Annotated in this window: 8 protein-coding genes, 1 tRNA gene and 2 pseudogenes; 2 read left to right on the top strand and 9 right to left on the bottom strand. The window is 49.0% G+C overall.

Features of this window, described 5'->3' with window-relative positions; translation table 11 throughout:
- Positions 1-87 precede the first annotated feature (87 nt).
- Together J9788_RS07730 and J9788_RS25235 are read left to right on the top strand one after the other, a co-directional pair.
- Positions 88-163 (top strand) — tRNA-Asn (locus tag J9788_RS07730).
- A 258-nt stretch (positions 164-421) separates the two neighbouring features.
- Positions 422-508 (top strand): annotated as a pseudogene (locus J9788_RS25235) (integrase); the annotation flags it as partial.
- A gap of 277 nt (positions 509-785) precedes the next feature.
- On the opposite strand, the gene accD reads toward J9788_RS25235, so the two are convergent.
- From accD to J9788_RS07690, 9 genes and pseudogenes are all read right to left on the bottom strand, one after another.
- Entirely contained in the window at positions 786-1,697 is a 912-nt protein-coding gene (gene accD, locus J9788_RS07725) for an acetyl-CoA carboxylase, carboxyltransferase subunit beta (RefSeq protein ID WP_046896489.1), read from the bottom strand.
- A 176-nt stretch (positions 1,698-1,873) separates the two neighbouring features.
- A pseudogene (locus tag J9788_RS25230) lies at positions 1,874-2,076 on the bottom strand (hypothetical protein); the annotation flags it as partial.
- Positions 2,077-2,158: 82 nt separating this feature from the next.
- A complete protein-coding gene (locus J9788_RS07720; RefSeq protein ID WP_046896488.1) occupies positions 2,159-3,040 on the bottom strand; it encodes a hypothetical protein in 882 nt (293 codons plus the stop codon).
- 237 nt (positions 3,041-3,277) lie between these two features.
- Positions 3,278-3,991 (bottom strand): 4'-phosphopantetheinyl transferase, encoded by a 714-nt coding sequence (locus J9788_RS07715; RefSeq protein WP_052759894.1) that lies wholly within the window; start codon positions 3,989-3,991, stop codon positions 3,278-3,280.
- Between the two features lie 82 nt (positions 3,992-4,073).
- Positions 4,074-5,261 (bottom strand): MFS transporter, encoded by a 1,188-nt coding sequence (locus tag J9788_RS07710; protein WP_046896487.1) that lies wholly within the window; start codon positions 5,259-5,261, stop codon positions 4,074-4,076.
- 70 nt (positions 5,262-5,331) lie between these two features.
- Positions 5,332-7,056 carry a non-ribosomal peptide synthetase gene (locus J9788_RS07705; RefSeq protein WP_182264214.1) on the bottom strand — a complete coding sequence of 575 codons (1,725 nt, stop codon included), beginning with the start codon at positions 7,054-7,056 and terminating at the stop codon, positions 5,332-5,334.
- Positions 7,056-9,983 carry a beta-ketoacyl synthase N-terminal-like domain-containing protein gene (locus tag J9788_RS07700; RefSeq protein ID WP_046896485.1) on the bottom strand — a complete coding sequence of 976 codons (2,928 nt, stop codon included), beginning with the start codon at positions 9,981-9,983 and terminating at the stop codon, positions 7,056-7,058. Before J9788_RS07700 ends, J9788_RS07705 begins: the two co-directional genes overlap by 1 nt.
- A complete protein-coding gene (locus J9788_RS07695; protein WP_046896484.1) occupies positions 9,980-10,288 on the bottom strand; it encodes a Dabb family protein in 309 nt (102 codons plus the stop codon). Before J9788_RS07695 ends, J9788_RS07700 begins: the two co-directional genes overlap by 4 nt.
- Complete coding sequence (locus J9788_RS07690) at positions 10,281-12,914, bottom strand: polyketide synthase (RefSeq protein WP_182264213.1); 2,634 nt, start codon at positions 12,912-12,914, stop codon at positions 10,281-10,283. The genes J9788_RS07695 and J9788_RS07690 overlap by 8 nt, the downstream gene beginning before the upstream one ends.
- Positions 12,915-12,920 lie beyond the last annotated feature (6 nt).

Here is a 12,920-nt window from a genome sequence, read left to right as displayed (position 1 = left end):
TCAGATACCGAGCAGTCGCACCGCCTGGAGCAATTTAGCGTTGACACACCTGGGGCAGCTGGATATGATGCGCCCCGTTCACACGATTCCTCTGTAGTTCAGTCGGTAGAACGGCGGACTGTTAATCCGTATGTCACTGGTTCGAGTCCAGTCAGAGGAGCCAAATTCTCGTTTCATGCCTATTTGTGAATCCTTATCTAATTTAGGTTCAATAAGTTAGTAAAAAAACACTCCCGATACGTTTTTAGTTTTGTCTCTGCATTGGTAGAATTTCCCCACCCAAACCATCCCTGAACGAATTAAAAATCCTCAGTTTAGCGCCATCCCCCCTTTAAAATTTTTAACTCCCACAGCGTATACCTTTAGTCATGAAGCACGGGAATTTACGAAGCGCAGGCTGACTGAATAGAACAGCATGTAGCCTTATGAATTACTGAACAATCTGATGTTAGAAGAGTACCGACTGATGGCTGAAAAACCGGAACACTCAAAAAGTAGGTGGAACTAAAACGGGTGTGCTTACACGGCCATCACGTCAGACGTTGGTCCTCGCCACGGTGAAGACGCATGACCCGGTTTCTGCACCGCCATGCATGGCGCCACATCACTCGCGCGTGTTAACCCAAGATCGCTCGTTTTTGCATGCATCGATGTTTGAGATAAGAAAACCACGTCGTCAGGGCGATGTGGCGACAGGAATTTCGCTTTTTCCCACGTTGCCCACGATGGGTAACGGTTAAGAAAAGCAAAAAGGGCAGCGCCTAATGGCCCTGCCCTTTACATTATCAGGCACCAGGCCCTGGTTCCTGAACCGGTACCGGCACGCCTTCTTGCGGCGAGTCTGGATTCGGCGCCGGGAGATTCATCAGCTTCGTCAGAATGCTGGCAAGCTTGAAGCGCATTTCCGGACGGCGAACAATCATGTCGATCGCCCCTTTTTCAAGCAGGAATTCACTGCGCTGGAAACCTGACGGCAATTTTTCACGCACGGTCTGCTCAATAACACGAGGCCCGGCGAAACCGATCAGCGCTTTCGGTTCGGCGATGTTGAGATCGCCAAGCATCCCAAGGCTTGCGGACACACCGCCCAAGGTCGGGTCAGTCAGCACTGAGATGTACGGCAGACCTCGCTCCTGCATCTTCGCCAACGCAGCAGAGGTTTTCGCCATCTGCATCAGTGACATCAGCGCCTCCTGCATGCGCGCGCCGCCAGATGTGGCAAAGCACACCAGCGGGCAGTTATCTTGCAGCGCCTGCTCAACGGCACGGACAAAACGCGCGCCGACCACAGACCCCATTGAACCTGCCATAAAGGAGAACTCAAATGCCGCCGCGACCACAGGCATGCCGTACAGCGTGCCTTTCATCACGACCAGCGCATCCTTCTCGTTGGTCTCTTTCTGCGCAGCGGTCAGACGGTCTTTGTATTTCTTAGCGTCACGAAACTTCAGCGCGTCTTTCGGCTCAAGTTCGCTCCCCAGTTCCACCAGCGAGCCTTCGTCCAACAATCTATGCAGGCGGTCGCGCGCTGCTATGCGCATGTGGTGATCGCACTTCGGGCAAACCGACAGGTTGCGCTCCAGCTCCGCACGGTACAACACCTGTTCGCAGCTGCTGCACTTGGTCCATACCCCTTCAGGAATACTTGCCTTGCGGGTGGAAATTATGTTGCTTTTAATTCGTTCAATCCAGCTCATTGATAACCTTTTTTCCTGAACCTAGTCGATGCTAGTTTTACCATAAGCAGCCAATAATGCTATTTTTCCCGCTTACAGGCCATGAAATGTTGCACATTAAAACATAAGAAACAGAAACATGGGAAAGAAAAGTGGTCTCCCCCCTCTCAGTCCCCTGCCTTACTACGCTCGTGACACTATTTCGCCTCTTGTGCCACTGCGCGCTTATTACGGATTCTTTCTATATTCCCGGCAAAACCGACAGAACAATAATCGCAATGACCCGCAGTTTTAGGTTTTCCTGCCCGATGGGCTGATCGCCAAACACCCACGGCAGCGCCTCCCACCACGTATAGACGGCAAGATGGCGACAAGACATATGTCCTTCAGCTCGCTCGAAGGAAATGTGCATTAAAGTCGCTTACGCAAGACGCCGGTTTGAGACCGGTGTCTTGCGATGATCCAATTTGTACCTACTGCGCTTAGATCTCAAATAGTTGCTCCTCTTTCCTGAAGACGCTTTTTCTCACCACCGTTCTCGGTTGGCATCGGATAAGATTGGATTCGTCATAAGCAATCACACAACCTGGTGTGGCGCTCATTTCATCTGCAATTTCATCCAGATATTGAAACAGATCTTCACTGAGATGGTCAGACTGGTACGGGGTCAGCACGTAGTCATAAACCGATAATACGAGATTGTTTATGATTGCCAGGTCATTCACAAATATCCGAGCCACTTCTTCCAATACCTGTTTTTTTTCTTGTTTGTCATGGATACCACGATACATCGTGAAATCCAGCTGTCCTTTCCTTAAGTGACGCCAAACCCAGTGGATCGGCTGAGAAAGTGTAGTATCCACGTCACAAAAGTCCATGTTTACCGAAATTTCATTATGATCAAGCACTTCTTGGTTCATCGAGGGGTCCCCCAATAACCATGCGTTTCTGTCCTCACACCAGTATTCAATCAGGATTTGTTCAGGGTAAATATCCTGACTGAAGTAAGTACAATAGGCGTAGCGTAATCGTGAAGGGATGTTTTTGTATCTCATCATGTCGAGCGCCATGATAGAAATAGTCAAACAATGCCCGACGAGCTTATGTTCAAAGGGGATCGAGTCAGTAATGGACCTCACCCCAGAGTTAGACAATCTACCCAGTATGATTTCAGGCTGATTGATATCAATATCATTGTACCTTTCCGGGCTTATTTTATATTTATTAACACCTTTATAATGCTCTACAATATTTCTTGCTATTTTAAATATCTCACACACAGAGCAAGGAATGTCACGATAATAATCGTCATACTTTGTCGGTTTACGTTCAGTATACAAAGAATGAATGTTTTCAGAGTTCAAAATTATTTCCTATCTTTTTTGGGTGTAACCTCCCCTGGCGTCATGTTTAAACACGCATAAAAGAGAGGCATAGTCGATATCAGAAAAAATAACAGCAGTTCATTTTTAACATCATTCAAATATAACGGAGGGCCGCTGCGTATAACTTTTCATGGAAAGATATGACCGCATCCTGAAGATCCCTTTCCCTCGCTATTTCTGAAAGCAGCACATTCTGCGTGGAAAGGCGCGCTCAGTTTACTTGTCGCAACCATCAGCAATCACCGTGACGACGCTCTGATTAACAAACTGGAACCCCCCGGTAAAACGAGTGCCTGTGCGATAGCCTCCACTCCAGTCACAAGCCAGTTCAATCTGAAACTGTGCCGATTTTTCACATATCCATGTCAGCTTGGCAGCACTGAAGTCCTGAAACAATAAAGTGTGAGGATAGAGCGCCTTATACAAGGCTTCTTTGGCTGAAAAAATCAGAGTAACCAGTTGCGGTTGAGCAAGAGTCCAACCCCCTCGAATGACACTATTCCATTCGGCTTCAGACACGATGGCTCTCGTTAACTTGGTACATTGATCGGCCGTGAACATCGTTTCGGTGTCAATACCCACAGCCCGATAGCGATCGTGCTGGCAGACAGCCGACACCGCTAATGCGCGCGTGTGGGAAATGGACCCACGGTAACCCGCAGGCCACTGAGGAAGCCGATGCTCCCCTATTGGAAGCGCGAATGTTTTGCACCCAAGAAATTGGAGTGCGCGCCTGGCGGCCAGCCTGCCTGCAAAGTACTCTGCTTTTCTTTTGGGCCCCGCTCTTGTTAAAAGAACGGGGCATTCCACACCGAAATCCGAGAACAGTGAATCATCGAACCATTTGAAATCAAAGGCGTTGTACCATAAGACCAAATGCCTGAACAGAGGAACTTCCCCCCTCTGACTGGTGAGCAAAAATGGAGGCATACGCCAATTCCTTAACCCGATAAGTGGCACACATTGAGAAATGCCTGAGTCGTGCCGAGCAATCAGGCATGGCTGGAGGCAGCTATTGATGTTTGAGCAATCGCTGCAAGACCAGTGGCTGCACGAGCGTGAGGGCTAACGCACAGGTGGCCAATATCTCAAGGTTGTGTAGCTGTTGCTGCTCTTCTACCAGGATGCAGGACGAAAGGATTGCAGCCAAACCACTAAACACATGCTGGCAGATGCTTTGCAAAGACATAAAAGCCGCTCTTACGTTAGGCGCAGGAACAGTGGTATTGACGGTGGTTGCGGCAATCGTCCGCGTTGCCGTCAACGCCATAAAGGCGGTAAAAATAACCAAAGGAGGCAAGAGCGAAGCATGCATAAAACCATCGAAAATCACCACAAAGATGCCGACTGCGAGGCCCGTCACGACAGAGAGCGCCCCCATTTTGTCAATCATGCGACCAAAAATCTGCAGCACGATCACGCTGACCACGCCCCCGATCAGGTAATACATGCTTAAATCATCCCGAGCAACGCCGGCGTTAAGTTGCAGCCAAACGGCCAGATTCGGCAACAGAAGAAACGTACTTAATACGGCCAAACCTAGCGAGGAAATCGCCAGTAAAACCCGGCGGTTGGCCATCAATGCAAGCAGAGACACATCAGGCGGCCTGGACGTCGTTCCCTGAAGATGCCCCTTGAGGCTTGGCAGCAATACCACCACCATGGCGGCCACCAGCATTCCTGAGGCTCCGACCACGTAAAAAGGCATGGACCACTGATACCAACTTGACAGCTTGAGGCCCAAAGGCACGCCAGCAATCGCGGCAATGGAAAAAGCCCCCATCACGGTGGCCATGGCCCGACCACGGCGCTCGACAGGGACACAATCCGTCATAATGGCGAGAGAGATGGCGACTAATGGGCCGGCAAAAGAGCCTGCAACGATGCGGGCAAACATTAGGCTTGTCATATTCCAGGCCTGCGCGCACATCAAGGTGGCCGCAGACAGCCCAAACAACATAACTAACACTACCCGTTTGCGATCGAACCTATCGATGTACTTCGCCACCAGCAGGGAAGAGACGGCAGCAGCCAAGGTGTAACCTCCCCCAAGATAACCGATATTTGCCGCCGACATAGGTAACGCACGGGCAAAATCCGCCCCGAGAGGCATAACGATCATAAAATCCACAGCATTAATAAATTGAATAAGCGCCATCAACCAGATGACCTTCTTCTCAAGCACGTGAGAGTCGTTCATGTTGTCTCCACTGTTCAGACTTATTGGCCGATCGGACATGCCGATAAGTCTGAAAAGACTCAGATTAAAATTATATGCATTCCAGTTCGTTTATCAGCTGATTAAAAGATGGCCGATCAAAGATTTCGTGTAGTTCCATGTTGGGATACAACTCAAGCATATCGATATGAAGAGAGATAGCTTGCATCGACGTTAACCCCAGCTCAAAGAAGTTATCGTCTTTTGACATCCGGGTGATATCCACATACTGGCCCAGAATTTTACCCACAGGGTGGGATGCCAGCGCCGATGGTTCGCCCATTGATTCTGAGACACTTGCCCCAGGAGCCCTACTCAAAAGCTGGAGACTCATTTCTTCAAGCCGGTTTACGTCGATTTTACCGCTCAACGTATAAGGCAATGCCGAGATAGTGAAAATATGATGCGGAACCAAATAATGACTCAACTTTGACTCAAGAAACGCCCTGATCGTCGCCTCAGTCACCCCTGAGCACTCCACCCAGCCTATCAGTTTTGCAGAATCCGTCAGATCGTCATGAAGGGGAATGACCGCAGAACCTGACACACCCTCTATCGCTTCAAACGTATCCGTGATTTCTGCAGGTTCAACCCGATACCCATTGATTTTGACAAACCCGCCTTCTCTGTGAAGAAAATTGACGATGCCCTCGTCATCCACATAACCAATATCATTGGTATCATACATCCGTCGATTGACACCTTCGATGCACACCTCGGTGAATTTGCTCGCCGTCAACTCAGGGTTATTAAAGTAGCCCAAAGCGAGGCCATCCCCGGAGATATAGATACGCCCCGACTCACCTTGCGCGCACTCTTGCTGCTGTTCGTTCAATATCCAGAGTTGTGTGTGGCGTATTGGTCGCCCAATGCGAGTGTCTCCTCTTTGCCGAATAACATGCGCACTAGACCAAACGGTGGTTTCTGTGGGTCCATACACGTTGCACAACCAGTCACTCCGTTCAAACAGTGATGAAGACAGTTGTGGAGAAAGAGATTCCCCCCCCACCAACACTTTTTGGAAATGCCGCCCCTTATCCATATAGACTAAGAGTCCCTTGAATAGCGAAGGCGTCGCCTGGTAGACGGAAGGTGACCAACGCATGACTTGCCTTGCGACCTGTTGCGGCGAGTAGATCTCTTGATCTGTCAACAATATTAAGGTTCCCCCGCTCGACAAGGGCACTGCGTATTCGAGGAAGAAAATATCAAAGGCGACCGATGTTGATGATAGCCACGTTTGTTGGGGCTTGAATGCCAATAAAGAGCAAAAGTGAGCAATTAAATTAGCGCATCCAATATGGCTGACCATGACCGCTTTGGGGGCGCCGGTTGAGCCAGAGGTATATATTCGATAGGCCTCTTGAGACGTGCACGACACGCTTTCGTGCTCAAACGGAGCACTAGCCTGTGACAGCCTGTTGACGTCAACTGCTTTTTGGCATTGGCTTGTCTTTGCATTGCTGATGTACAAATAGCGCGCTTGAGAAAGAATATGATCGATCTTCTCACTTGAGGTCCTTGGATCGACGGGAATATATGGAATCCCCAGATAATGACACGCTAATATCGTGCTGATAAGCGATTCATCCCTCTGCAAACACAGCACCACGCCTTCCATGTTATCATCAATTTCGGCCTGGATACCGACAGCAATCCGCTTTGCCTTTTGTTGCAGTTGAGCATAATTAATTTCATTATCACCAACAATAAGTGCAATATTCGTTGGGAATACTTCCGCGATAGATTCAAACTTTTCGATAAATGTAGCAGTCATTATTTTTTCATCTCGTGGAGGTTTTGTAGGTTGAACAAGACGCTATCTATATTGGACACCAACATCGACATAAGGCTTGCCACCGTTTCCCTGGCGTAGACAGCTTGATTGAACATCATCTCGATCGCGATCCCTTCATGCTCAGGCACAAGATTGACGGTCAAATTGCCATACACGGGTTGGTAGCGCGTCAAATATTCAGGCAGCGTAAACTGGCGATACTTTAGAACATTGCCTTTGTTTTGGTTCTGATACATAAAAAGAATGTCATACACTCCTTGACCGTTTCTCCCTGCGAGTGACGAAATTCTGTCTAAAGGCACGTGGGCATGAAGCAAACTGTTCTTCAGTGAGTTGTCCGTCTCATTCAAAATCTCGTAGAACTGCCCCGATCCACAATTGACGACAACAGGAATATTATTCATTCGACAGTCAATCACTGCCCTATCGGACTCCGAGCGATTGGCCAGCGTCATCCCAGTGCAAACAACGGCGGTATCGAGGAATTCTGACAAGGTGGCATTGAATAGCGCATAGAGCACGACAAAGAGGGGTTTCTTATGGGCTCTGGCTATATTTTGAACCTTTGAAACCTGTTCTGTTGTAAGGCGCGAGACCACCGTCCCGGGGATCACTGTCTTCGCATTTAAAGAGTGGGCAGGATCAAGCGGCAATGACGTCTGCTCAACGCCACTCAGCGAGTTCTGCCAGAACGCAAGGCTGGCGTTGGAAATACCAGGCTCCGTGTGCTGAGGAATACGGACGCTGTTTAGCGGTTCGTTTTCTTCCCCCGCCTCGGACAAGACTTCCAATAAGTTGTGCAAACCCGTCCCATCGATCGCGATGTGATGAAAATTCAGCACCAGCAGCCTGTTAACGCCATGTCGAAGCGCCGTTACCCGGCAAAGCGGCCCTCTCTCGAGATCAAACCGTTGCTCATACACGGCCTGTAATGACACCGGCAGCGAAACCTCTAGGGGCACCTTCACCGAGACCGTTTCAACGATCTGTGAACGTTTGGCCGCCAGTGCAAGGCCTTCTTTGGTTACCTTGTATTGGTGACTAAATTGAGGGAGCTGCGCAAGAATTTTATCCAAAGATTGCGTGAAGGCTTCTAGCGGAAACGCCGGCGGAATCTCGACACAGAGCGGCACATTATATTGACTACCCTCGCCTCGCTGCAGTTTCTCTAATAAATAAAAACGCTGTTGATAAGGCGACAACAAGCTGTGTGGGTGGACCTGGCCCCTCATCGGTTGGCGATCCGGTACAGGCTGGGCGACAGAAGACGGCTCGCTGGCAATCGCATTCGCTAACGCCTCGGGCGTCGAGTGCTTATAGATGGTATCTGTCGTAACATCGATGCCTAGTTCTGATTTGAATAATGCGAGGAGTTCAACAGCCGTCACAGAATCTCCATACAGATCGAAGTAGTCACTGTCTGGGTAAACCTCATCCTCTCCTAGCACTCGTTGGTAGAAAGACAAGATCTGAGGCAGTAAGGAGGACGGCGTAACCCGTGTCGGTTCTACAGAGGGTGCGTGCCTGCTGGCCGCCTTCTCACCGCAGGCTTCTTTTATTATTGCCATTTGAGAGAAGAATGAATACACACTGCCCTGCGTCTCCTTGCGGGTCAGTTTCTTTGGTGCGTGGGGGCGTGATTCACCGTAACCTTCAATCACGATGTGGGCGTTGGTCCCCCCTACGCCCATCGAGCTGATAGCCGCCAGGGAGGGCTTGCCAGGATCCAACGGAATATTTTCCGCCGTAAACAATAAATGCTGTTTCTCCGTCTCCCGGAGTAAATCATTGAGCTGAGACAGATTGGACGTTCCGGGGTAAACACCTTTTTTAAGCGCCAGCACGGATTTGATCAAGGAAGCGATGCCCGACGCCCAGAAAAGATGGCCGATGTTTCCTTTGACCGACCCCACGACTACTGGGGATAACGTGTCATCCGCAGGGTAACTATCCATCAATTGGCTGAGGGCCTGAACTTCCATGGGATCGCCCACGACGGTTCCTGTTGCATGACATTCGATGAACTGCAGCTGGCGGGGGTTGATGGCCGAATGGCGATAGATTTGAGACAACAGCTGCCACTGACCGTTGACCGAAGGGGCGGCAAAACTGGGTTTATTCTTGCCATCGTTATTACTCAACGCATTCGCAATCACGGCATGGATATTATCCCCATTCTCTTCGGCATCCTGAAGCCGTCGGAGAATGACCACGCCCCCGCCATCTGAGGGAACTGTGCCATCAGCACGATGGTCAAAAGGTCGGCAAATGCCCGTTTGGGAATAAATGGACCCAGGTTCATACTTATAGCCCATCTCCAACGGATAAGAGATATGTACCCCACCGCAAATCACGGTATCGCAACGCTTTGTTTGCAGCATCCAGCAGGCTTCAACAATCGCGGTCAATGACGAAGAACAGGCGGATTGCAGATTGAAACACGGCCCCTGAAAGTTAAATATATGGGCGACGCGGGTAGCCATAAAATCGGTACCCTTATTGAGGTTGAGGAGTAGCGCATTAGGCGCTTCAACCTGACCTTCTGCGACGCTTTTTTGCAGTTGATCATGGTAGGTCTGATTGCTGCCCTGCGTCGCTATCACGGCAACCGTCCCCAGGGTGGCTGGGTCGTGATATTCGCCATCGAGTAGCGCCAAGTCGACAAGTTCGATGAACTTTCTCAGCTGCGGATCCATGACCAACGCTTCCTTCTCAGAAAGACGATAGCGCTGCGCATCAAAGGTTTCGGGGTCCGGGCACAGCCCCTTCGATCTGATGTGTCCATCTTGATCGGTATATGACTGGTAGGACACCCGCCCATGACACAGGTTGTCCCAGAATTCATGATAGTCGTTGGCTTCTGGAAACAGTCCGGACATGCCTGTCACTGCGATTTTATCTTTCATCTCTCTTCCTCGATCATATCGAAGACAATTGCCTCTGAAATAGCAGAATTCAATGCTTCATTAATAAAAGCTTGATGGTGATGATTGGTCTGATAGGCGTCTCTGTCTTGTTTCGAGCTAAATTCCATAACGAATGCAAACTCAAAACCTGAATGGTTTAAATTATCATCATCATTCATTCCATAGCTGTATTTTTTGATAGACGGTATTCTATTTTTCAATTCACCCAGCTGATGAAGTAATTCCAGTGCATTCGTTGCAGAAACAAACTCTTTGAATTTAAACAAGATGATGTGTTTATACATTCTTTTCTAAAAACTCCTGAATGAATGCTGAAACTTTATCAATATTTGATTCAGCCACTAATCCAACATGATCGGTGTTGATCTCCCTAACCACCATTAAGTCGTTTACTGGCCAGTTATTGTTGGCCTTTTTCAACGACTCAAATACATTGGAGAGCATATTATTTTTAATCTGTACAAGAGGAGATATCGCCACGACATTGAGCAGGGGGATGTTGATCCTGGGATCTTCAAACGCTTTAACCATACTTCTCTCTATGTCAAATAGAGATTTGAGATTCTCTCTTGCTCTTTCATCTCCGCCAACCGAATTCGAAAAGTAGCTAAGATCCATGAAGTAGGAGAGATAGTCATCCGTAAAGAGCACAGAATTCTCAGGAGAATATAGAATCGAATCCAATAATATATTGCCTTTCACAGCGACTTTTTCTTCTAAAATTTCCGTTATTTTTCTGGCCAATAACCCACCCAGTGACCAGCCGCCAATGAAAATTGGAGTATCGCTATCTTTCACATTTGCAAAAATATCATCCGCATACATTTCAGCGAGTTTATCTATTGAGCATATTTTATTTTCATTATAGAGATTGTATGAGTCAACTCCGAGCACCTGGATGTCATTGGCAATACTTTTCGATAGTTTCCTGTATATTTCCACACCAGAAATAGAAGCATGAATAAATATAAGCGTTGCGCGTATGTCACCGGACGGCACAAAAAGCGGTTTTATCAGCGAAGGCGCTGTTTTCGTTTTGACCAGTCTATTCAGTTCTTTCAGCTGGGTACTGAAAACATCGAATTTTTCAACCCAGTCCATCGTCAACGTAAGATCAAACGCGGTATTGATATCGGTGACGAGTGACAGAGCGAGGATAGAATGCCCCCCCAGGTCGACAAAGCTATCTTCCTCGTTTATCGCGTCCAGCATAAAATTCTCGAGCCAAATATTACGCAGGGCCTCTTCGCAAATAACCGCGCTGGCTCTTTTCTCTTCTCGCGAAGCTTCGTCCACTTTGGTTTGCGGTTTAGGGGTAGACTCGAGCACAACGACACGTTTGGCATCGATTTCGCTCGCGTTGATCGCGATCGCTTTCCCCGTATACTCCTTTAGACAAACGTCCAGCGGATGACCGACAACGCTTGAACGCAACCTGACGGCAATTTGCTCTTGAAGCTCGTTAAGTGAAGCGACGGCGAACGCCGCAATGCATCCCTTCCCCACAGAACGTCTTGTCATGGTATACGCCACATCTTCCAACGAATAAGATGCGTTCTTTAATTCTTCCTGGAGCTGACCTAGCAGGTGCTGCAGGCGTCCCTCATTGTCTGCACCAATCATAACGACAACGGTCTGCGACGCATCTACCTCGGCCAATGCAGAATGCGCTTCGCCACGAATGATTAGCGCGCAGTTGGTTCCGCCGATCCCTAAAGAGTTTACCAGGCCCGTTAAATTTTCCTTTCGACGGCTTTCTCTGGGGACATAGAAAGCCGTCCGTTCCAATTGTAAATTAGGATTTAGCGATGAAAAATTGGCAGCGGGGTATAACTTTTGGTTCCACACTTGCAGCACAGACTTTAATAAGCCGGCATGACCGGCAACGACATCCAGGTGGCCAATATTGGCTTTAATGGACGACAGGGCCGTGTGATGGGTTGCCCGTTCCTGGCTCATAAAGGCTTTAGTCAGCGCCGCGACTTCCAATATATCCCCAATTTTGGTCCCCGACCCGTGGCCTTCGACAAAGTCGATGTCCTTCGCCGTCAACGCCGATTTCGCGAGCACATTCTGGATGTTTCTTGCGATACCACGGGTTGAGGGCGCGGTATAACCAGATTTCGCTCTTCCGTCGTTGTTGATACTGCTCGCGGTAAGCACACCATACACAGTATCGTTATCGCTGCGGGCTTGTTTGAGGGATTTGAGTACAAACACGACGCAGCCAAACCCTGGCACCATACCATCTGCGGAGTGAGAATAAGAGGCTAAAACACCGCTTTCCGACAGGTTCATGCCCGGTTGATACTGATACCCGGAATGAAGAGGGTAAGGCAGACAGGCTCCGCCTGCGATGGCCATATCACAGTCTCCCATGGCGATACCTTGCATCGCCATATGGACAGAAAGTAAGCCGCTCGAGCATGCCGACTGTATCCCTACGGCCGGGCCTTGCAGATCAAACAAGTACGCGCATCGCAACGACTGTTGTTCTTTGTTCGATCCAATCTCTATCTCGAAAGGATCGTACTTATCCAAGGCCAATTGGCTCTCGGCAAGAAAAGAGGGGTAATGGCTATCGGAAGATGAAGAGTAGACACCGACTTTCAATGCACAGCGGGTCGGGTTGTAGCCAGCCTGTTCCAATGCACGCCAGGCACATTGAATGAACATACGTTGTTGAGGTTCAATAATGTAACTGTCCCGCAGTGATATCCCAAATAAGTCGTAGTCAAACTGCTCTGCCCCCTGCACGTAACCCGCCCGGCTGACCCAGCCTTCGCGACGGTTGCCGGAGGAGAGAGGGTCGGTCAGTGCATCCTGACCAGACTCCAACAACGCATCCAGCTCTGCCATATTGCTTGCACCAGGCAAGAGAAAAGAGAAGCCAATGATCGCTATATCCATTTTATG

The sequence above is a fragment of the Serratia sp. X10 genome, assembly GCF_017811775.1.
In the GTDB taxonomy this organism is placed as follows: domain Bacteria; phylum Pseudomonadota; class Gammaproteobacteria; order Enterobacterales; family Enterobacteriaceae; genus Serratia; species Serratia ureilytica.
The sequence above is the reverse complement of the archived record's forward strand: the minus strand, read 5'-3'. Positions and strand labels throughout refer to the sequence as shown.

Excerpts from the sequence above, each read along its gene's own strand:
- J9788_RS07715 (WP_052759894.1), bottom strand. The coding sequence starts at position 3,991 with ATGCCTCCATTTTTGCTCACCAGTCAGAGGGGGGAAGTTCCTCTGTTC.
- J9788_RS07700 (WP_046896485.1), bottom strand. The coding sequence starts at position 9,983 with ATGAAAGATAAAATCGCAGTGACAGGCATGTCCGGACTGTTTCCAGAA.
- J9788_RS07710 (WP_046896487.1), bottom strand. The coding sequence starts at position 5,261 with ATGAACGACTCTCACGTGCTTGAGAAGAAGGTCATCTGGTTGATGGCG.
- J9788_RS07690 (WP_182264213.1), bottom strand. The coding sequence starts at position 12,914 with ATGGATATAGCGATCATTGGCTTCTCTTTTCTCTTGCCTGGTGCAAGC.
- J9788_RS07705 (WP_182264214.1), bottom strand. The coding sequence starts at position 7,056 with ATGACTGCTACATTTATCGAAAAGTTTGAATCTATCGCGGAAGTATTC.
- J9788_RS07695 (WP_046896484.1), bottom strand. The coding sequence starts at position 10,288 with ATGTATAAACACATCATCTTGTTTAAATTCAAAGAGTTTGTTTCTGCA.
- accD (WP_046896489.1), bottom strand. The coding sequence starts at position 1,697 with ATGAGCTGGATTGAACGAATTAAAAGCAACATAATTTCCACCCGCAAG.